Raw genomic sequence first — 21,194 nt, forward strand, 5'->3', positions numbered from 1 at the left:
GGCATAGAAACGAACCCTTTGGGCAGCATTTGTGGCTTATTTCTACTGCGTTATCGCTCATTGATGTAGAGCGACTACACCGAATAAGCTCTGCCTTGCATAAAGAACCCACAAATTGCTGCAAAAATCATCTCGAAAGATCAACAGACCCTAGTGTCCGTATAAAGCAATAAACCCAGCGTTGGCTGGGTTTATTGCTACTAGTCTGACTCTGGTTAATCAGGCTATCGAAACGGTAACCAATCTGGTTAAACCACCAGTTTGTCTTCGTCTTGTGAGGCGTTCTCTTTCGGATTTGCGCCGTACTCATTCGCACCAGGCACGCTGTCTTGAACAGTAAAGTAAAGCAGCACAAGGATCCCAATAAGTGGGATCAAGCCAATTAGGATCCACCAACCAGAACGTCCGGTATCGTGTAATCGTCTTGCGAGCACTGCCAAGCTTGGGATCAGTATGGCAAGGCTGTAAAGGAAGCCAATAAAAGCGGTGCCGAGTAAGCCATCGATGATCCCGAGAACAAAAGAGATGATCAGGTTAACTAGGAAGAACATCCAATATTCCTGACGTCGTGCTCGGCCAGAAAATACCGCGTATTGTTTCAAGACCGCTAAATACCACTCCATATATTTTTCCTTCTAATATTTATTTAGGTAAATGATGATTATCGTAATTGCGTGAGTTTGTTGTGATCAAGCTCGGGTTTATAGTCAATAGCACAATCCTATTTAGTCTATTACCTGCTTACGAGCGCTAGTGAGATAAACCTCTAGGGACATCACAGTCTTGATACACAAAAAAAGAGAGACAAAACATAGGGGGCGTTTTGTCTCTCTGGCAGCGCACGAAGGTGCGAAACTGATTAGTTTTTTGTTGTGGCGTCGATAAACCAGCGAGTGGCAACTTCTAAACGAGTCAATGCGGAACCGACAGTCACACACAGAGCACCACAGTCGATGGCTTCTTTGCACAGCTGTGGTGTATTAAATCGTCCCTCTGCCATGGTGTTGAAACCTAGATTGACAAAGGCTTTGAGCAATGAGAAGTCGGGTTCAATTGGAGTCTCGGCACTGGTATAACCGGACAGTGTTGTTCCAATCAACTCAATACCATGGTGGTTAGCCCAAATTCCATCTTCTAAGGTGGCGCAGTCTGCCATGCCAATGCATCGAGAGTTTTTGATTGCGTGAGCGATAGCATTGCGTTCTTCTGGCCGAACTCTGTCTGTTGCGTCGAAGGCAATGATGGTAGCACCTGCCTCTTCAAGTGCTTGGACATCTTTGACATAAGGAGTGATCCTGACGGGGCTGTCTTCTAGGTCGCGTTTTACAATACCGATAACGGGAATACATACTGCTTGGCACACTTTGGTTACGCGTTCTATACCTTCTATACGTAGAGCAGGTGCTCCTGCATTTTCTGCCGCTTTTGCCATAGCGACGATGATGTTGTCGTCATCAAGCGGGCTTCCTACCACAGGTTGTATGGAAACGACGATGTTATTTGCCAACTGTTTTTTGAGCTCAGAAAGATCCCACTTTTTCATGTTTCGCCTCTATACGCTATACACGTTATTAGATGTTTTTATCTCTGAGGCTAGTTATACATATAAAAATTAACTTCATCTATTTTGAAAATAATTTTTTAGTCATTGATCACAGATTTTCTCCATCTGATTTGAAGGAAATTTTTATTTGTGGTGATAATTAAATCAACAAAGGGACGTATTCATCTGTGAATGCAAATTAACACTATAAAAAACATAAGGTTATAGGGGGATACATGAACGGTATCTTTTCTGTGTTACAAAAAATTGGGCGCGCGTTTATGTTGCCAATCGCCGTCCTTCCAATGGCTGGTATTTTGCTCGGTGTAGGCGGAGCTTTTACCAGTGGACCATTAATTGAGACGTACAATCTCACCTTCCTTGCTCCGGGGACTCTCGCTAATCAATTTTTAATTCTCTGTTTTAAAGCGGGTCTGTTTGTTTTCTTGAACTTGCCGTTGCTGTTTGCCGTCGGGGTGGCGATTGGTATGGCAAACCAAAATAAAGAAACCGCAGCACTTTCGGCAGTACTGGGCTTTTTGCTGTTTCATACCGTGATTGGCGCAGTGTTGGGCTTTCAAGGACTTACGCCAGATACAACAACAGTAGAGGCGTTGATTGCTGCGGGCGCGCAAGCCGATGAAGCGGTTGGTTTAGCTTCCTTATACACCAAAGAATTGGGTATCTTTACCCTGCAAACTGGGGTATTTGGTGGTATCGCTTGTGGTTTGTTGTCTGCATTTGTGACCAACCGTTATTCCAATGTTCAGTTGCCTGACTACTTAGCGTTCTTTAGTGGTAACCGCCTAGTTCCTGTGATGACGATGCTATTCTTCATCCCACTGGCGTTTGCATTTCCATTCTTCTGGCCACCGGTATTCAAATCGATTGTATTTGCAGGTGAAGCTTTCTCTGCAATGGGCTACATCGGTACGTTTTTCTATGGCTCTTTGATGCGCTTGCTGAACGTTTTCGGTCTGCACCATGCGATTTATCCGCTATTCTGGTACACCGAGTTGGGTGGTGTTCAGGAAGTGGCTGGGCAAATGGTGTCTGGTGGACAAAAAATCTTCTTTGCTCAACTGGCGGATCCAACAACAACACACTTCAGTTCTGAAGCAACACGTACCATGACGGGTGGCTTCTTACCTATGATGTTTGGCTTACCTGCGGCGGCGTTGGCGATGTATCGCTGTGCAGATGACAAGAACAAGGCGAAAGTGAAAGGGATTCTATTCTCGGCAGCATTGACCTCTTTCTTAACAGGGATCACGGAACCGCTAGAGTTTACTTTCCTATTTGTTGCTCCTGTCTTGTACGCGATTCATGCAGTCCTTGAAGGTGTTGCTTATATGCTGATGCATATGTTGGATGTGGCAGTTGGGATCACGTTCTCACGCGGTATTATCGACTTTACATTCTTCGGTTTACTGCAAGGAACTGCGAAAACGTCGTATCAATGGATTCTGATTCTAGGTCCTGTTTATGCAGTGGTGTACTACTTCGTATTCAGCTTTATGATCCGCAAGTTTAACTACTCAACACCGGGTCGAAATGATGCTGAAAGCAAACTGTACACACGTAAGGATTACGACGGAAAAGAAAATCCATTAATCGATGAGATTGTGCAGAACTTAGGTGGTAAAGAGAACATCGCTTCGATTGATGCCTGTATTACTCGCCTAAGAATTACCGTAGTTGATGAGGCAAAACCAGCAGCAGATGACGTTTGGAAGTCACTGGGAGCCAAAGGCGTGATTCGCTCTGGTACGGGGATTCAGCTTATCTACGGTACACAAGCTGAAATTTACAAAAATCAGATTATAGAAAAATATCAATTGTAGTTAGGGTACTTGTATCACTCTTCTGTTTGGGGCCTGTCCGGCCCCTTTTTTACATTGTAAATTAAGGGCTGTTGATCTTTATCGGTTGAATTTTGTTCGAATTTAAGCTCTGCCTTGTATAAAGAGCCCACAAATGGCTACAAAAATCATCTCGAAAGATCAACAGACCCTAGTCAATGCTTGAGCACTTTTCCGCTTGATTTTGACGGAAAAGCGTCTCTGTTTTGGTTTTACGTATCACTGACTTCGGATTTTAGCTGACGTAAGTAGTGATACATAAAATCAGTGCGATGGTCTGCTTCTTCGCGCGCCGATTTCGTATTCATGGCTAACGCAAGTTTAAGTAGCTTGGTGTACATATGGTCGAGAATAAATGTGCTGTCATCGGGCTCGCGCTCGGCGCAGAAGGTATCCTCCGTGTTGTACAGAGCGCGGTTTAGGGTTGCACCTACTTGAATACAGCGTGCAATACCTATGGCACCTAAAGCATCAAGCCGATCAGCGTCTTGTACGATTTTAGCTTCCAAGGTGCGTGTCGGGACCTGTGCGCTGTAGCTGTGGGCAACAATCGCATGACGAATACCATCGAGGTACTCTTCTGGGTAGTTGATTTTTTGCAAAAACTGAATGGCTTTATTTGCGGCGATAGTTGAACTTTGGTTTCTTTCTGGATGATCTTTTTCATAGGAAAAGCAGTCATGAAGATAAGCGGCTGGCACTACGACTTCCTCAATTGCGCCTTCTTTTTCGCAGAGCATTTTAGCGGCTTTAACCACTCTCAGTACATGGTTGATGTCATGGGCTAAATCTTGAGCCATCTCGGCTTGAATGAATTCGATAAATTGGGCTTCAAACTGTTCAGTTATTTTCACTCGCATCTCCTCAGGGGGTTGCCGTTTTGAACATCTTTTACTTGATACTACTGAGGCAAATCAGGCGCTTCAATGCCTAAAATCAGGGGATGTGGATACATTCAAAATTTGAAAAATAAACGATGACTCATGCTATATGTTGGTTTTCTTAACCAAAAAGATCATGGTTTAGTGTTGAGTTATATTGGCTTGGATAGTGATAATTTGTGAGTTTTTGATGTTATCGAATTCAACCAGAAGTCGCTATCCAGTGAAGTCGTCATCAGGCGCTTTAGCTATCTGGTTTGTGGCATTTTCCTGCGATAAACCTTTTTAAGTTAGCTTAATCTCAATTCAATAGATCTTGCCTCTTGTCAGCAAGAGAGAGGTTCAATATGGATGGCTTTTCAAGTCGTCATTGGGCTATTTTCCAAGATTATTGGAAAAGGAATACAAGTTTGAATGGGGAAAGTGACTGCATTAATGAATGTAGTTCGCTTGGCAGGTAGTGGCTAGTTAAGTCTTGAACCAGAGCTGTTTTGTGATGTGTCAGCCAGTTGAGAGTAGAGGCGTTATTACCGTTCTTGATTTAACTGACGAGTTAAGGGCTTTGCTTTAACTTGTTGTAAATAATGGGTATTTTTCTTTTGTTGTGGATGGTTATCTTACTGTGGACGGTGTTTGGATAATAGCGCTTGGCTTTATCTTTGCGGTTAGAGCTTTGCCAGTATCGATTTCCGCAATTGGCGCTTAGCAAATATGATCGCTTGTCTAGATTTGTCCGAACTTAACAAGGAGCCAAGGTTGAAGTGACGATACGTGCTCGAACGTGATGGCTGACATCGTCGTATCATCAACGTATTAATAGTGCTTGTTTGAGGTGGCTAGGTGTTGTAAAGGTTGAGTACTGTTGCACGTCTTTTATTCCAAGCCTCGATGGTAGCTCAAACAAACCAGTTTTTGCTGAATGAACATCACGCAATTTTGATGAAGTTTTGTGTTGAAAAAGTAACCAGCATCACTCTTGTCGGCAAATCTAAGGGTATATTCAATTCTGTTGTTAAACTTTGGTCAGAGACTGTGTTCAGCATTGATGATTCTATAGTTTGGATGACAACTAACGCTTCCAAAGGCAGGAGCGTTAGTTATCTGGGTTGTTCCATTGAGAGCAGTGTTTCAATCAATGTGATTTCAGTTTATCGAACTGAGCTTTGGCAAAATCAATAAATGCTCTGAGTCGTTTTGGTTGATAGCGGTCTTTGTGGTAAATGGCAGAAAACTCGACGTGAGGGATATGCCACTGTGTAAAGACTTCTTCAAGTTGTCCTTGAGCGATTTCTTCGGTGCAATAAATGGTAGGGACGCGGATGATGCCGTTATTGGTTAACGCTCCTTTGACCAGAACACGTCCATTTTTACACTGTAAGCGACCTTTGATAGGTACATCGACTTTCTCTCCATTGTCATTGCTGACAAAACTCCATCGGGTGACAGAGCCAGTAAGACAGTGGTGCTGAGTTAAATCTCTAGGATGGGTGGGGCGACCTTGTTGTTTAAGGTAGGTTGGGCTGGCCAGTGTACTGATTTGGACATCCATGATCTTACGAGCAACAAACCCTGCGTCCTCTAACTTGCCCATGCGAAAGGCGATATCGAAATCGTCTTCGATCAGATCGATGCGGTGGCTGCTAAAGTCGAGGAAAATCGAGACATCAGGATGCAGCTCCATAAAGTCTGTTGCAATTTGCGCGATGAGCTCTTCACCCAAATACCCACCGACGCAGTTAATACGAATTTCTCCGCGGATCGCTTCGACATCATCAACCGCTGCCAACAATGCTTGATCAATACTATGAAGCGCTTGCTCGCACTGCTGGTAAAACGCTTTGCCAGCTTCTGTCAGCTTCAATGTTCTTGTGGTCCGGATAAGTAATGTGACCCCCATTTGTGCTTCTAAACTGCTTATCTGGCGTGAAACGTGTGATCGAGAAACACTGAGTGCTTCTGCAGCCTTAGTGAAGTTGCCCAGTTGTGCGATAAAAACAAATGAGCGGATGTCAGACAAATTGACTTGATTAAGCATAGTGATAGCCCCGAGGATAACTTTCTTTATTGTTGCACCATGACAACAGTGTTTCAACTCAAGTGATATATATCAACAAAATGGATGGGAGTAATATCTTCTCCATCGCAGCAATGGCTGCTCTAACTGAATCTTGAGGAATGAAAAGATGAAAAAACTGATTGTGATTACTGGTGCAAGTTCGGGTATTGGTGAAGCGATTGCTCGTCGTCTGAGCGATGAAGGGCACCCTCTACTTCTTTTAGCGCGTCGTGTTGAACGTTTGGAAGCATTGAACCTGCCAAACACAATGTGCGAAAAAGTTGATGTGACAGACAAAGCGACCTTTGAAGCCGCCATTGCCAAAGCAGAAGAGAAATTTGGTCCAGCTGATGCGCTAGTAAACAATGCGGGTGTAATGTTACTGGGTCAAATTGATACTCAAGATGCGGCAGAGTGGAAGTCGATGTTTGATGTTAACGTACTTGGCCTGCTAAATGGCATGCAGTCGGTACTGGCACCAATGAAAGCTCGTAATTCTGGCACCATCATCAATATCAGCTCGATTGCAGGTAAGAAAACCTTCCCTGACCATGCGGCTTACTGTGGCACTAAGTTCGCTGTTCATGCGATTTCAGAGAATGTTCGTGAAGAAGTGGCGGCATCCAATGTACGCGTCACCACGATTGCACCGGGCGCCGTTGAAACTGAATTACTGTCTCACACCACATCACAAGCGATCAAAGATGGTTACGATTCGTGGAAAACAGACATGGGTGGCGTTTTAGCTGCGGATGATGTTGCACGTGCGGTTGTGTTTGCTTACCAACAGCCACAAAACGTCTGCATTCGTGAAATTGCCCTCGCACCAACGAAGCAACAACCATAAGCTCCAAATTACGTTCCGCGTAATAAAACCAGTCACTTGTGGCTGGTTTTACTCTTTAATGGTGAGCGATTATTGAACGGCAGTGGCATTAACATGTAACCGTCTAAATTGGCTCAGTATTATATGGACTACAAATCTAAGTATTCGACTTTTGCGGTACTCACCGTATCCGTTATCGGCAAAAATGCGGGGTAGTGGAAGGCGTCTGGATTTCAGACCTGAAGTCTGGTGCTTCCCCTTTAATCTATACTGTATTTGACCCTACGTCTCCTTAGGTCGTTTGCCAATCAGTTTACGCTGGTTGGCTTTTTATTGTGGGCTTAAAAACAAAAAAAAGCGGTGCCTTAGCACCGCTTTGTATCGTGATATTAAACGAGGTTAACCGTTTTTAGGTGGAACAAATGCCGTTAGCTCTAGCTCAGGGCCTTGGTACTTTTCAATGCGTACTAGCGCTGAGTTCGCCGCACAGCCATTGGCAAGGCGTGAGGTTGGAATGTCCAGCGTTAAGACGTTAGCACCGCCGTTTTTACACAAGCCAGTCGCTTTATCTAGATCTGGCCAGCCACCTTCGTGGATACAAACCGAACCCTGTTTGATACGGTCTGTGACTTCAGCGCCAACCAGTACTTGACCACGTTGGTTGAATGCACGAACCAAATCACCACTCTTAATGCCACGTGCTTTAGCGTCTTCTGGGTGGATCCAAATAGGTTCACGATTGGCCACAGCATATTGCTCACGCAATTTCGCGTAGTTGAACTGGCTATGCAGGCGATGAGCCGCGTGAGCCGTCATCAATTGCAGTTCGCCTTCTTTTGCACTTCCGGTGTATTCCGTTGGTGCCATCCACGTTGGGTGCGCAGGGCAATCTTCCAGTGCGTAGCCTTCGATGGTTTTCGAGAAGATTTCAATTTTGCCACTTGGTGTGCCTAGTGGGTTCATCACTGGATTTTCACGGAAGTCTGCGTAACGAACAAACTGGGCGTTTTTCTCGTTCCACTTCATTTCGATAAGCTGATTGTCTTCCCAGAACTTGCTGAAGTTTGGCATTGCAACGCGGGCAGCACGGCCACTCTTTTGTGCTGCTTTGTAGAAGCTGTAAAGCCACTCCATCTCTGTTTTGCTTTCGGTGTACACCTCACGGCCACCTTCGCCAAGTAAGCCCGCCATATCAGCGAAAACATCAAAGTCGCTGCGTGCTTCACCTTGCGGCTCGACCACTTGTTTCATTGGCACTAAGTGCTGATTACTGTAGTCGCCAGTCATGGTCAAATCGTTACGCTCAAACGAGGTGGTGATTGGCAACACGATATCCGCGTGTTTTGCAGCGGCTGTCCAGTACGGTTCTGAAATGACAACCAACTCTGGTTTTTGCCATGCTTTGATCAAGCGGTTAGTGTCTTGGTGGTGGGTAAAGTTACCGCCACCAGCCCACCAGATCATTTTAATGTCTGGGAAGGTCAGATCATGGCCGTTGTGGTGGTATGACTGACCTGGGTTTTCCAGTGCTTCAACGATACGTGCAACCGGGAAGCTTTGCGTCGCCCCGGAAACCGACCAGTTACTGTCTGCGGCGATAGAGGCAGACATAGCAGGAAGTACGCCCGCATCACGTGCAGGGTTACCGCCGTTAGAGTAATGGTATGAGAAACCAAAACCACCGCCCGGTAGGCCAATTTGACCCAGCATGGCAGCGAGCACCACTAGCATCCAGTGACGTTGCTCACCATATTGCTGGCGCTGCATACCCCAACCTGCCATCAGCATGGTGCGGTTTTTACTGAAGATGTCAGCCAGCAGCTCGATTTGTTTTGTTGGAACACCACAAATGTCAGAGGCCCATTGTGCTGTTTTCTCTACGCCATCTTCTTTACCCAGTAGGTAAGTTTCAAACTTTTCGTAGCCAATGGTGTACTTGTTGATGAACTCAACATCGTGTTTGCCTTGCTTGATTAAGGTATGCGCGATACCCATCATCATGGCAACGTCAGTCATTGGGTGCGGTGCAATCCACTGTGCATTGTCACCAAAGAACTCGATGGTTTCTGAGCGAATCGGATCGATAGCAATAACCGTCTTGCCAGATTTCTTTAACTCATGGAAGAACTCTAAGCCCTTAGTATCGCTCGAACTCCACGCAATTTTTAGCGTGTTAATTGGGTTTAGACCCCAAAGAACAACGACATCACTGTGCTCCAGCACCATAGGGTAGGTGGTTTGTTGCTCATACACTTCGATAGAGCCAACCACGTGCGGCATGATGATCTGCGCCGCACCAGTCGAGTAATCCCCAAGGTGACCAGAATAGCCGCCCGCCATACTCATGTAGCGTTGTAACAGCGTTTGAGCTTTATGGAGCACACCACTAGAGCGCCAACCGTAAGATCCGGCAAAGACAGACGCAGGGCCGTTTTCTTTACGGATGCGCATATGCTGCTCGTGGATCAGTTGATACGCTTGATCCCAACTTACGCGAACAAACTCGTCACTGCCACGCACGCCTTCAGGCGCAGCAGGGTTGTTCAAAAAGCCTTTGCGTACCATTGGGTATTTTACGCGAGCTTGGGTATGAACCTGATCAGGGCCAGTACTCTGCAAGCTGTTTGGAACTGTTTGTGCCAATGCATTGGTGGTCGAAACCAGTTTTCCATCTTGCACTTCACACAATAGCGGGCCCATACGGCCTGCGGTAAGAATGCCTTTGCCACGTTTGTCTGAACTTGCGACAGACATCGGTGAGAAAGAGGTAAATGCCATTGCGCCAGCAGCCATGCCTGAGCCTTTCAGGAATCCACGACGTGTTAATTGAGTCATAATTATTTCTCTCTCTTAGTGACCAACCACATCTTTTGCGTGGTGCTGGAAGAACTTGGTAAGAATCTCTAGGTTCTCATCGGCAATATCGGTGCGTTCACCCATAGCTTTCGCCACCGGGCCCCATGCATTCACTGTGAAGTGATTGGCTGGGATCTTAGCGTGACAGGTTGAACAGTAAACGTTGTCCAGCTTTTGTGCGTAAGTCCAAACCGGCTCTAGATCATCCAGTACAGGCTGATTAATTTGCGCAGTCAGTGTTACTGGACGCCATTCATTGCCATAAGCATCAGCTTCGAATTCACCAGCATTCAGCGCTTTTTGACCTTGCTTGGTCAGAGTTGCAACGATTGAGCGTTTACCCAGATCCATGTACAGCACTTGTTCTGCACCTTTCATTTGGTACGCGTCTAGTTCGACAGTGCGCTCATCACCATTTGCGCTTACCACTTTCAGTTCCGTTGTTGGATTGATGGTGCCCAGTTCACCCATATCGATGGCCGTCGCTGGATAAACAACTTTAGCGTCAGCTGCGGTTTGTTTAGTGAACGCCATTAAGGTGTCGAATGCTTTGCTGTCTAGCTCGGCTTCTGGAGCGAAGTGAGCCACACCTTTGTGACAATCGATACAGGTTTGATCGTTGTCTTTTGCGTATTGGTGCATCTTCGCAGCATCTGCTGATTGTTCAAACTGTTCCATGGCGCCAAAGTCGTGGCATGAACGACACGTTGCAGAGTCGTTTTCGCGGAACTGTTGCCAAACGGTTTCAGCAAGCTCTTTACGATGAGCTTCGTATTTTTCTGGTGTATCGATCTTGCCAGTAACGAACTCGTGGTAGATGTCTTTTGATGCTCTTACTTTTGTAATGAGGTAATCCATCGGATCCGATGGGATGTGGCAGTCTGAACATTCTGCACGGATACCCTTCGCATTACTAAAGTGAACAGAGCCCTGATATTCCTTATACGGGATGTCCATTGAGTGACAAGATACACAGAACTCGGTATCTGATGTGTAGTGCATTACAGCGGCGGTGCCGCCTAGGGTCAGCCAGCCGATACCCATACCAGCGGCCGCTACCAGTGCGATATAGCGTTTTTTTATTGACATAATTAGTAATATCTTTTTAAGAATGTTTACATTGCGCCGCAAATTTACTCCTTTAGAGGTAGCTTGTCTTGACTCAGATCAGACACTTCATGTCGACTAATAATATTTGTCAGAATTATTAGACTTGATCTTATAAGTTAGACAAAAGTCTTTTATCTACAAATGGTTAGGTTCATATGTGAAACATATAATATGGCATACCAATGGATTGGTGAGGTCAATGTTTTGTGTGTGGTGCTATGTGCAATAGACTATCCGCAAGAAATAAAAAGGAATTCACCATGAAAATTGGAATTATTGGCTTAGGCGATATTGCACAGAAGGCTTATCTACCTGTTATGACGCAACTGGGTCAGGTGCAGCCAGTATTTTGTACTCGCGATCCCAACACCTTAGCCGCGTTGAGTCGCCAGTATCGCTGTGAACAGATTTGTCAGGACTATAAACAATTGCTGACGATGAATGTTGATGCGGTGATGATCCACGCGGCAACCAGCATCCATTTTGAGCTGGCTTCTTTTTTCCTTAGAAATGGCATCCCTACTTTTGTTGATAAGCCGCTGGCTGATAGCGCAGAACAAGTAGAAACGCTGTATCAACTGGCACAGCAACATCACCAGCCACTGTATGTTGGGTTCAATCGACGCCATATTCCTCTGTACAATCAATACATTCCTGAATTGGCACAAGGGCAGGTGGGAGCGCTACGTGCATTCCGCTGGGAAAAACATCGTTTTGATTTGCCGGGTGATTTGCGTACGTTTATTTTTGATGACTTCATCCATCCGTTGGACAGCATTAACCTCGGTGCAAAAGCCGATCTTCAAGATGTGTACATCACACATCAAAAATGCGGAGAACAACTCGCTCGCTTAGATGTGCAGTGGCAGGTCGGTGAGACCTTGTTACACGCGTCAATGAATCGCCAATTTGGTATCACGACAGAGCGTGTGTCTGCCAGCTATGAAAATCGGGCGTTTGAGTTTAATTCGTTTGTTGCGGGTTGTGAATGGCAGCAAAATACCAAACGTCAGCTAGCGCTGAAAGACTGGACTCCTATGCTGACCAGTAAAGGCTTTGACACCATGATCCATGACTGGATTCGAGTGGTCGAGCAAGGGAAGCTTGCCCAATCAGTAATAGAAAGGAATATTGCTTCCCATCGCCTTGCTGAATCGGTCTTTGAACGCGTGGTAAAACAATTCAACTAAGTGGCTGCTCAGATATTAATAAAAGGCAACCCGTATTGGCGTTGCCTTTTTTAGTATCGATGCGTTTTTAGTATGGGTGAGTGTTAGCCGTTTTTCGGTGGAACAAATGCGGTTAACTCAAGTGGTGCCCCTTCATACTTCTCGACTTTGACAAGTGATGAATTGGCTGCACATCCGTTTGCTAGGCGTGAAGTTGGAATGTCCAATGTCAGCACATTTGCCCCGCCGTTTTTACACAAACCGGTTTTCTTATCCAAATCTGGCCAGCCACCTTCATGGATACAGACTGAGCCTTGTTTGATTCCGTCTGTGACCAATGCCCCCGCCAAAACCTGTCCGCGACTATTAAAGACACGCACTAAATCGCCTTGCTTAATGCCTCGGGACTTCGCATCTTCAGTGTGAATGGTGACAGGTTCGCGATCGGCAATCGCATATTGCTCACGCAACTTGGCGTAGTTGAACTGGCTGTGTAAACGGTGTGCTGCGTGCGCCGTCATCAGCTGCAATTCGCCTTGTTTGGCATTGCCAGTGTATTCAGTTGGCTCTAACCAAGTTGGGTGTGGTGGACAGTCGTCAAGTTGGTAACCTTCAATGGTTTTTGAATAGATCTCGATTTTGCCACTTGGGGTTCCGAGTGGATTTAATACCGGATCTTTTCTGAAATCGGCATGGCGAACAAACTGAGCAGCTTTCTTATTAAACTTCATCTCAATCAGTTGGTTATCATCCCAGAACTTACCAAATTTCGGCATACGGACTCGTGCTGCTCGACCGCCTTTTTGTGCCGCTGAGTAAAATCCTTTGAGCCAGTCCATCTCTGTTTTGCTTTCAGTAAACACATCACGGCCGCCAGCTTTTAGCATTTCTGCCATATCAGCAAAGACATCAAAGTCGTTACGCGCTTCGCCTTGCGGTTCCACCACTTGTTTCATCGGTACTAAGTGTTGGTTACTGTAGTCACCGGTCATGGTGAGATCGTTACGCTCAAAGGATGTCGTGATTGGTAAAACCACATCGGCGTGTTTGGCTGCTGCCGTCCAGTAGATCTCAGAAATCACGACCAGTTCAGGTTTTTGCCATGCTTTGATCAAGCGGTTGGTGTCTTGGTGATGGGTAAAGTTGCCACCGCCAGCCCACCAGATCATCTTAATATCAGGGAAGGTAAGATCATGGCCATTGTGTTTGTAGGCTTTACCTGGGTTCTCCAGCGCTTCAACAATACGTGCGACAGGGAAACTATTAACCGCTCCTGAAACCGCCCAGTCATTCCCAGCCGATGAACCACCGCCGATAGAGGCGGATATCGCAGGTAACACACCTGCATCTCGAGTTGGGTTACCGCCGTTAGAGTAGTGATACGACAGACCAAAGCCGCCACCCGGTAAACCGATTTGTCCAAGCATGGCCGCTAGTGTTACCAGCATCCAGTGGCGCTGCTCACCAAACTGTTGACGTTGAATGCCCCAACCGGCCATCAGCATAGTGCGATTACTGCTGAAGATCTCTGCCAACATTTCCATCTGTTTAGCAGGTACGCCAGTGATTTTTTCTGCCCACTGTGGTGTTTTCTCAACGCCATCAGACTGACCAAGTAAGTAAGCTTCAAACTTGTCGTAGCCGGTGGTGTACTTAGTGAGGAAGGCTTGGTCGTGCTTACCTTTTTTCACCAGTGAATGGGCAATACCCAGCATAAGCGCGACGTCTGTCATTGGGTTTGGTGCAATCCATTCCACTTTGTCTTCAAAGAAATCAATGGTTTCAGAGCGCATTGGGTCAATGGCGATAATAGTTTTGCCCGATTTTTTCAGCTGATGGAAAAACTCTAGGCCCGTGCAGTCGGTTGATGTCCAAGCAATTTTGAGTGTATTGAGAGGGTTAATGCCCCAAAAAACAACGACATCGCTGTTTTCCAGCACCATAGGATGGGTGGTTTGTTGCTCATAAACCTCGATGGAACCCATAACATGAGGCATGATCACTTGCGCAGCCCCCGTAGAGTAATCGCCTAAGTGACCGGAATAACCGCCAGCCATACTCATGTAACGCTGTAAAAGGGTTTGTGCTTTGTGAAGCACACCGCTGGAACGCCAGCCGTAAGAGCCTGCAAAAATGGCCTCAGCACTGTTTTCTTTACGGATTCGCATATGCTGCTCATGGATGAGTTTGTATGCTTCATCCCAAGAGATACGCACAAATTCGTCGTCTCCACGGGTACCTTGCGGCTTACTTGGGTTGGCGAGGAAGCCTTTGCGCACCATGGGATATTTGACCCGTGCTTTTGTGTACACTTGATCTGGCCCAGTGCTTTGCAAGCTATTAGGAACGGTTTGGGCCAGTGCATTGGTGGTTGAAACGAGCGTGCCTTCTTTTACTTCACATAACAGTGGCCCCATTCGGCCAGCAGTCAGTACACCTGATCCCCGTTTGTTAGACGCGTTGACAGTCAGCGGCGTGAGGGAGGTAAAGGCTAATGCCCCAGCAGTCATCCCCGTTCCTTTCAGGAAACCTCGTCTCGTGGTCGTAATATCTTTCATGTTATTGTCCTTACTCTTAGTGGCCAGCCACGTCTTTCGCGTGGTTCTGGAAAAACTTGGTCAATAGTTCAAGATCGGCAGCAGAAATATCCGTTCGTTCACCCATTCCTTTTGCAACAGGACCCCAAGCATTGACGGTGTAGTGATTGGCAGGAATTTTCGCGTGACAGGTTGAGCAGTACACGGTGTCTAACTGTTCAGCGTAATCCCAAATCGGTTGTTGAGAGTCCAGTACTGGAACATCAATTTCAGTGGTAAGTTTGGCTGTGCGCCATTGGTTGTCGTATTCATCAGTCTCAAACTGTCCGACCTCCAACCCGGCTTGCCCTTGTTCACTGAGCATCGCCACAATGGCACGCTTTCCTTTGTCTAAATAAAGAACTTGTTCGGCCCCTTTCATTTGATAGGCGCTAAGTTCTATTTTTCGTTTGCCTTGCTCATTGGCGAGTACTTTGAGCTGGGTGGTTGGATTGATGGTCCCGATGTTATCAATGGCTACGGGCTCTATTGGATACACGAATGTCGCGTCAGGGGATGTATTTTGGGTGAAAGCAATTAAGTTATCGTACGCTTCGCTGTCCATCTCTGGTTCTGGGGCGAAATGTGCCACCCCTTTGTGGCAATCGATACAGGTTTGCTGATTTTTCTGTGCGTATTCATGCATTTTTGCTGCATCTTCTGATTGCTCGTAGTTATCCATCGCATTAAAGGTGTGGCAAGAACGGCATGTTGCTGAGTCATTGGCGCGCAATTGTTCCCATACGGTTTCCGCCATAGCGATGCGGTGTTGTTCATATTTTTCTTCCGTGTCGATTTTTCCCGTAACGTATTCGTGGAATATGTCTTTTGAAGCACGGATCTTAGTGACGAGATAATCGATGGGTTGGGAGGGAATATGGCAGTCGGCGCATTCGGCCCGGATGCCTTTCGCATTGCTAAAGTGAATAGAGCCCTGATATTCCTCGTAAGGAATGCTCATAGAGTGGCACGACAGGCAAAATTCGGTTTTGGAAGTGTAGTTCATGACCGCGGCACTGCCCCCAAGTGTAAACCAGCCAATAGCAACACCAGCTAGCACCAGTAATACGAGATTTCCTTTTTTTATTGTCATAAATTGCAACCATATATTTATGCATTCTCTCGCAAAGCTACTCCTTTAGTGGTAGGTATTTTTGACTTAGATCATAACCATTATTTTTTTAAGGTTTTTTGTGGCGAGTTTTTATTCTAGATCTCATTTATATAAAATCGATTGATTGATATAAATTTCATATGTGTAAAGGCGAGAAATTTTGCTTGTGGTTGTTAGGTGCAGGCGTCGTTATTGATACAAAAATGGCCAAAAAGCTGCACTGCTTTTTGGCCAGTAATATCTAGGTGTCAGTGACAAAGCTATACTTTGTACTTATCGATTTCCATCCTTAATGTTTCTGCAAGCTTAGCCAATTCTTGAGTGGAGTAACTGCTTTGCTCTGCACCTGTTGCCGTCTGATTAGAGATATCACTGATGGCAATGATGTTTTGATTAATTTCTTCAGTTACTAGGGTTTGTTGTTCGGCTGCGGTGGCAATTTGAGCGTTCATCGCGGTGATCTGATCAACGCTAGTCGTGATTTGTTGCAGTGCTTGCCCTGCCTCTCGAGCCTTTTCTACCGTCTGACTTGCGTTTTCTGCCCCATGTTCCAAGCGAACGGTGGAATCTCGACTGCCTTGTTGCAGCCTTTGAATGGTATTTAAAATTTCTTCTGTTGATTGCTGGGTTCGACTGGCTAATGTACGGACTTCATCGGCGACCACGGCAAATCCGCGTCCTTGCTCACCTGCTCGTGCTGCTTCAATCGCTGCATTAAGGGCAAGCAAGTTGGTTTGCTCTGATATCTCTTGAATTACATCAACCACACTGCCAATTTCTTCTGAATGCCGGGCAAGGGTTTGCATGGCCTGTACGGATTCATGCATTTCTGCAGATAATTGTTCAATCATTGTGGCGCTCTGTTCCACAATTTTCTGACCTTGAGCCGCGGCTAAATCTGCTTGCTCTGAAGCTTCGGCTGCAGAGCTGGCACTTTGTGCAACTTCATGAACAGTGGCGGTAAACTCGTTAATTGCGGTGGCAATTTGTTGGGTTTGATTTTGCTGATCTTCGACATTTTGCTTCGTTTGATCGGCTACCGCTGAGCTTTCTTCAGCAGAACGTGCGAGTTGTGCGACAGAATCACGGTTGGTTTGCACTACATGTTGGAAGCCCATAACAATGCAGTTAACCGACTGGCCGATACGCGCAAACTCATCTTCTCCCTGAATCGTAATTCGTTGGGTTAAGTCGCCCTCAGCAATAAAATTGGCGGACAGTTCGAGCTGACTCACAGCGTTGTTTACACGGCGGACGATCATCATAGAAAGCGACGTGATCACAATAAGCGCAACCCCAACAACACTTGCGACCACGAGAATAAAGTGGTCGATGTTCTGGTTGGCCTGCTGAAAGTTCTGTTTTCCTTCTGCGACTTGCAAGTCAAGGAACTGCTCGGTGTACTGATACGCTTCTTGAAAAAGTGGATTAATTTTTGTCAGCAATACTAAGTTGGCGGCGCGGTAATTACCTGCTTCCAGCTGTTGAATCGCTGGATTAAAACCGTCTTGAGTGATTTTATCTAGGGTGACAGCGAGTGGATTAATGGTGCTGATTTCTGTGCCTGTTAATTCTGAGGTCAGAATTTGATTGTCGATAATGTCTTGCAGTGTTGTGAGTGACGTTTGGATATCTTGAATGTGTTTGCTTATCGGATGGTCATGCATGTTAGCAAATTCAGAAGATGGATCATGTTGAAATGCGAGTAATAAGGAGCTTCGTGCGTTGCCGAGTTCATCAAGTACTCGGCCAGAACGAATGGTGTGCTGCATGCCTTGGGTGTACAGATCTTCAACAAAAGCTGCGGTCGTTTGCATTCCGGAAATACCTTTGTAACCCAATAGTAAAAAGGAAAGAAGGGTCAGTCCGATGATCAGCTTTAGCCTGAAACTGACATTTTGTAGTTTGTCGGTAAAGCGGGTGGAGGGTAACTCATGAAATTGTTGTTCTTGGGTGATTGATGTCGCCATAACTAGCCTCATTTATTATTTTAGATTTAGTTAATATAGGCGGGATGGTGTGGGAAGCGCTGAATTGAATTTGATATGGATCAAAGTGAGTATGTTTTATGAAAGACAAGACGATTTATGTTGCTTTGGTCACTATTTAGCCAGAAGTTAAGAGTAGATCTTCTGGCTAAATGAAAGAGCGTTATTGAAAACAGACTTGTGCCCAGCGAGCTAACCCGGCGGTCACAGATCCAAAGTAGTTGCCACTGACGACAGGAATGCCGGGCAGCGCTTGTTCCACCGCCGCGCGAAGGATAGGTGAACGTGCTGAGCCACCTGTCATAAAAATTACATCAGGTTTGGTGCCACCAAGCTCAATCGCTTCAGTGACCAGTTCGGTCATTTTTGACTTAGGTACTTCGATAGCGTCGATCATCTCGCTTTGCTGAATAGTGATATCCAGCAACTCTGCCGCTACAGGAAGCTGGGCTGTCGCCATCCCTTGTTCTGATAAGGCAATTTTCACTTCCTCTGCTTTTTTCACCAAGCTATAACCTAATGTGTCTTCATAAACCTTGATTAATCGCGCCAGTTTTTCCGGTTCGCGCGCTTCTTTATGTAGGTTAATCAAATCACGACGATTTTCCCGGCCATAGAATTTACCTTGTGCGCTGACGTCATTAATCGCAATAGGATTCCAAAACTGAGTCAGTGGCATGTCTAAGCCATTTAAGGTTTGGCTACCCAAACCAAAAGGTTGCATCAGTGTTTTAAAGGTTAAGTGAATGTCGAGATCATTACCGCCGATCCGCTGACCACTGTGGGCAATGAGGCTTGAATTGCGATCGGCTTTGCCGCGCCAAGTCGGGCCCATTTGAATCAGTGAGCAGTCCGTGGTACCCCCGCCAATGTCGACAATTAATACAGTTTTGTCGTCAGTTAATGTTGCTTCGTACTCTAACCCAGCAGCCACTGGCTCAAATTGAAACTCAATATGCTGGAACCCAGCTCGGTTTGCCGCGCGTCGTAATATACTTTCTGCTTGTTGGTTGGAGTCATAGCCGCCTCGGCCATGGAAGTTGATTGGGCGACCAATCACGGTGTGCTTGATCTCGCCACCGCTATTATGTTCGGCTTGTGTTTTGATGTTTGCCATCATGGCGCACACCAGATCTTCGAAGAAGCTTAGCTGAACGTCGCGCAGCCCCATCGTACCTAAAAAGGATTTAGGTGATTTAACGTAATAGACTTCTTGTGGGTCGGTTAAATATTGATTTAATGCGGCTTGTCCGAAGGTGACGTCGTCAAACAGAAGTTGGATATCTTCTTCTTTATTGGCGTTAATCGAGCGTCTGAGAAGCTGCTCCCCTAAGGCATCGAACGGTTTGATATCACGGTGACGAAACAGGTGCTCTGAAACCGACTCGCGGGTAGGTGCCGCAAGTGTTGAAGGGATGTAGAAGCTTTCTCCCTCTAACGGAATGAGTTGCGGTTGGTCTCCTTGCATTCTTGCTACTGAACAATTCGCTGTTCCGTAATCAAAACCAATGTACATTGTTACCTCCGCTCGATTTTAAAAAGGCCGCAGATGCTACCTCAAGCGTTCAAGGAATACCACTGATTATGGACAAAAAAGCCGCCATATTGGCGGCTATGTCGTGTTCGGGGGAATTAATTAAGCGTGCTTAATCAAGGTCGACTTTAATCCAGACCATACGGTGATCAGATGAGATGTCTTTGCCGTTGCCATATTTACCGATGCGACTATCGTTCATCAACAGATGTCCGGTTTCACTGGATGCAGGCCAGTATACGCCTGACTCTTCAACATCAAGTGTGACAGAAGGGATCACGTGATCGACACGTAAACCAAATGTGCTGGTGACCCGGTCTGGGTAGGTCTTATCGCTGTGTTCTTCTGCCGCGCCATTGCTGGTCGGCACCAGATTACCCACTGTGGCTTTGCCATTGACTTTGTCGTGGTTCAATAACCCAGCAATGGTTTGTTGGAATCCATCGCCGTCCACAGGGTCGGCATTGAGATCTCCCATGATGACAAAGTGCTGATTGGCTGCTAAGCCACCACGCACATTCGCATCGTCATAAATGTAATCAGCATTGTCGATGTAATCTGCCCAAAATTGAATTTCGTCTCTGTTCTTTAATTTATTGTGTTCAGTCACGGTATCAAAAACCGGAGGAGTCGGGTGTGATAGCAAGAGGTGAATGGTCTGGTTGCCATCTTCTGTTGGCACGATGATTGGTGCGTCAACATGATTTTTGGAAGAAAGACGCACGTCATTCCATTCTGCATCACTGTACCAATTGTCGCCACAAGCCATCCCGGCCGGGATTGAGTTCTGCGGATCGCTGCAGTTTGTAATGGTTGGCATTTGTGCGCTTGGCATGTCTTTCCACTTGAAGTTTTGGAAGGTACGTGTGTTGGCTTTGTCGATTTCAAACTTAGACATTAACGCAAAAGCATACTGGCCGTGGTATAAACCAAAGCCCCAAGCATCGCCAGGCATTTTGCCTGCAACACCATCATTATCTAGGTCAAGATTACTGTTTAGACCAGTGTTTGTGGCAAAGCTTTCTGCATAAGGGAATGAAATAGGCTTAAGCGTGTCGCCACCATCAATGCTATTCGGGCTTTGACCCACGCTGAGGTAGTTGTTTTGAAAACCAGTTAACGCGCGCAGATCGTTTCCGTCACCACTGTTGTTGTATTCACCCATCATCAGAACATCTGGACGATTGGTTTGGATGATTGCAGCCACGTTGCGGATCTGTATGATTTTTTCCGCTTTGCTTTTGTCACTGTCGCTCATACTGGCTTTATCGGTAACGTATTGATCGACTAGGGTTTGTTGCTCCTCTGGTGAGGTTTCCATCTCATCGACTAATTGTTCGAAAGAGCTTCTATCAAAAGAGAGGTTAAAAGCGGCGATAGTCACTTCATCGTTAGTTTCATTGGTATCATCGCATCCCATTAACAGCACAGTGGATACGGCTAAAGCAAGCGTAGTTTTGAGTAGTTTCATCGTGTTCTCTATATCATTTGATAGGGCGGCTGTAAGTGTAAAGACTCAAATAGATGCATAAAACGATGATTATCACGCTATCATGCAATAACGGTGTCTTGATGTTGATAATTGTGTGACTGATGCCAAATTGATTGCTGAGCTACAACGTAGGAAGTTAAGTCGATAGAAGGGTGAAAGGGAGCGTTGTCCACTATAATTATGGATG

At 46.0% G+C, this 21,194-nt stretch carries 14 protein-coding genes; 3 read left to right on the forward strand and 11 right to left on the reverse strand.

What is annotated here, in order from left to right; all coding sequences use genetic code 11:
• Positions 1 to 248: 248 nt before the first annotated feature.
• A complete protein-coding gene (locus ACQEXS_RS08270; RefSeq protein WP_427013469.1) occupies positions 249 to 623 on the reverse strand; it encodes a DUF805 domain-containing protein in 375 nt (124 codons plus the stop codon).
• A 236-nt stretch (positions 624 to 859) separates the two neighbouring features.
• Entirely contained in the window at positions 860 to 1,543 is a 684-nt protein-coding gene (locus ACQEXS_RS08275) for an N-acetylmannosamine-6-phosphate 2-epimerase (protein WP_427013470.1), read from the reverse strand.
• A 236-nt stretch (positions 1,544 to 1,779) separates the two neighbouring features.
• Here ACQEXS_RS08275 and ACQEXS_RS08280 point away from each other — a divergent pair, with 236 nt between their 5' ends.
• Positions 1,780 to 3,387 carry a PTS transporter subunit EIIC gene (locus tag ACQEXS_RS08280; protein ID WP_367989245.1) on the forward strand — a complete coding sequence of 536 codons (1,608 nt, stop codon included), beginning with the start codon at positions 1,780 to 1,782 and terminating at the stop codon, positions 3,385 to 3,387.
• Between the two features lie 230 nt (positions 3,388 to 3,617).
• On the opposite strand, the gene ACQEXS_RS08285 is transcribed toward ACQEXS_RS08280, so the two are convergent.
• Both ACQEXS_RS08285 and ACQEXS_RS08290 read right to left on the reverse strand, forming a co-directional pair.
• The gene (locus ACQEXS_RS08285; RefSeq protein WP_427013471.1) at positions 3,618 to 4,259 is read right to left on the reverse strand and encodes an HD domain-containing protein; all 642 of its coding nucleotides are present in this window, start codon (positions 4,257 to 4,259) and stop codon (positions 3,618 to 3,620) included.
• A gap of 1,159 nt (positions 4,260 to 5,418) precedes the next feature.
• A complete protein-coding gene (locus ACQEXS_RS08290; protein WP_427013472.1) occupies positions 5,419 to 6,321 on the reverse strand; it encodes a LysR substrate-binding domain-containing protein in 903 nt (300 codons plus the stop codon).
• 148 nt (positions 6,322 to 6,469) lie between these two features.
• Between ACQEXS_RS08290 and ACQEXS_RS08295 the strand changes: the two genes are divergently transcribed.
• A complete protein-coding gene (locus tag ACQEXS_RS08295; protein WP_367989248.1) occupies positions 6,470 to 7,189 on the forward strand; it encodes an SDR family oxidoreductase in 720 nt (239 codons plus the stop codon).
• A 378-nt stretch (positions 7,190 to 7,567) separates the two neighbouring features.
• Here the strand turns inward: ACQEXS_RS08295 and ACQEXS_RS08300 are convergent, their stop codons facing one another.
• Positions 7,568 to 10,003: a trimethylamine-N-oxide reductase 2 gene (locus tag ACQEXS_RS08300; protein ID WP_427013473.1), complete on the reverse strand. Its 2,436-nt coding sequence runs from the start codon at positions 10,001 to 10,003 to the stop codon at positions 7,568 to 7,570.
• A gap of 15 nt (positions 10,004 to 10,018) precedes the next feature.
• Positions 10,019 to 11,113 carry a NapC/NirT family cytochrome c gene (locus tag ACQEXS_RS08305; protein WP_427013474.1) on the reverse strand — a complete coding sequence of 365 codons (1,095 nt, stop codon included), beginning with the start codon at positions 11,111 to 11,113 and terminating at the stop codon, positions 10,019 to 10,021.
• A 281-nt stretch (positions 11,114 to 11,394) separates the two neighbouring features.
• On the opposite strand from ACQEXS_RS08305, the gene ACQEXS_RS08310 reads away from it, so the two are divergent.
• The gene (locus ACQEXS_RS08310; protein ID WP_427013475.1) at positions 11,395 to 12,324 is read left to right on the forward strand and encodes a Gfo/Idh/MocA family protein; all 930 of its coding nucleotides are present in this window, start codon (positions 11,395 to 11,397) and stop codon (positions 12,322 to 12,324) included.
• An 83-nt stretch (positions 12,325 to 12,407) separates the two neighbouring features.
• Here the strand turns inward: ACQEXS_RS08310 and ACQEXS_RS08315 are convergent, their stop codons facing one another.
• The 5 genes from ACQEXS_RS08315 to ACQEXS_RS08335 all read right to left on the reverse strand — a co-directional run bounded on the left by ACQEXS_RS08315 (position 12,408) and on the right by ACQEXS_RS08335 (position 20,986).
• Entirely contained in the window at positions 12,408 to 14,861 is a 2,454-nt protein-coding gene (locus tag ACQEXS_RS08315; protein WP_427013476.1) for a trimethylamine-N-oxide reductase 2, read from the reverse strand.
• A 16-nt stretch (positions 14,862 to 14,877) separates the two neighbouring features.
• A complete protein-coding gene (locus ACQEXS_RS08320; RefSeq protein ID WP_427013477.1) occupies positions 14,878 to 15,972 on the reverse strand; it encodes a NapC/NirT family cytochrome c in 1,095 nt (364 codons plus the stop codon).
• A gap of 281 nt (positions 15,973 to 16,253) precedes the next feature.
• Positions 16,254 to 17,963, reverse strand: a complete 1,710-nt coding sequence (locus ACQEXS_RS08325) for a methyl-accepting chemotaxis protein (RefSeq protein WP_427013478.1) — start codon at positions 17,961 to 17,963, stop codon at positions 16,254 to 16,256.
• Between the two features lie 181 nt (positions 17,964 to 18,144).
• Positions 18,145 to 19,497: a molecular chaperone gene (gene yegD / locus ACQEXS_RS08330; protein WP_427013479.1), complete on the reverse strand. Its 1,353-nt coding sequence runs from the start codon at positions 19,495 to 19,497 to the stop codon at positions 18,145 to 18,147.
• Positions 19,498 to 19,627: 130 nt separating this feature from the next.
• Positions 19,628 to 20,986 carry an endonuclease/exonuclease/phosphatase family protein gene (locus tag ACQEXS_RS08335; RefSeq protein WP_427013480.1) on the reverse strand — a complete coding sequence of 453 codons (1,359 nt, stop codon included), beginning with the start codon at positions 20,984 to 20,986 and terminating at the stop codon, positions 19,628 to 19,630.
• Positions 20,987 to 21,194: the final 208 nt, after the last annotated feature.

The organism is Vibrio sp. TRT 17S01, from assembly GCF_050113695.1.
Taxonomy (GTDB): Bacteria; Pseudomonadota; Gammaproteobacteria; order Enterobacterales; family Vibrionaceae; genus Vibrio.

Coding starts and splice junctions, on each gene's coding strand:
- ACQEXS_RS08270 (WP_427013469.1), bottom strand. CDS start 623: ATGGAGTGGTATTTAGCGGTCTTGAAACAATACGCGGTATTTTCTGGC.
- ACQEXS_RS08275 (WP_427013470.1), bottom strand. CDS start 1,543: ATGAAAAAGTGGGATCTTTCTGAGCTCAAAAAACAGTTGGCAAATAAC.
- ACQEXS_RS08280 (WP_367989245.1), top strand. CDS start 1,780: ATGAACGGTATCTTTTCTGTGTTACAAAAAATTGGGCGCGCGTTTATG.
- ACQEXS_RS08290 (WP_427013472.1), bottom strand. CDS start 6,321: ATGCTTAATCAAGTCAATTTGTCTGACATCCGCTCATTTGTTTTTATC.
- ACQEXS_RS08295 (WP_367989248.1), top strand. CDS start 6,470: ATGAAAAAACTGATTGTGATTACTGGTGCAAGTTCGGGTATTGGTGAA.
- ACQEXS_RS08300 (WP_427013473.1), bottom strand. CDS start 10,003: ATGACTCAATTAACACGTCGTGGATTCCTGAAAGGCTCAGGCATGGCT.
- ACQEXS_RS08305 (WP_427013474.1), bottom strand. CDS start 11,113: ATGTCAATAAAAAAACGCTATATCGCACTGGTAGCGGCCGCTGGTATG.
- ACQEXS_RS08310 (WP_427013475.1), top strand. CDS start 11,395: ATGAAAATTGGAATTATTGGCTTAGGCGATATTGCACAGAAGGCTTAT.
- ACQEXS_RS08315 (WP_427013476.1), bottom strand. CDS start 14,861: ATGAAAGATATTACGACCACGAGACGAGGTTTCCTGAAAGGAACGGGG.
- ACQEXS_RS08320 (WP_427013477.1), bottom strand. CDS start 15,972: ATGACAATAAAAAAAGGAAATCTCGTATTACTGGTGCTAGCTGGTGTT.
- ACQEXS_RS08325 (WP_427013478.1), bottom strand. CDS start 17,963: ATGGCGACATCAATCACCCAAGAACAACAATTTCATGAGTTACCCTCC.
- yegD (WP_427013479.1), bottom strand. CDS start 19,497: ATGTACATTGGTTTTGATTACGGAACAGCGAATTGTTCAGTAGCAAGA.
- ACQEXS_RS08335 (WP_427013480.1), bottom strand. CDS start 20,986: ATGAAACTACTCAAAACTACGCTTGCTTTAGCCGTATCCACTGTGCTG.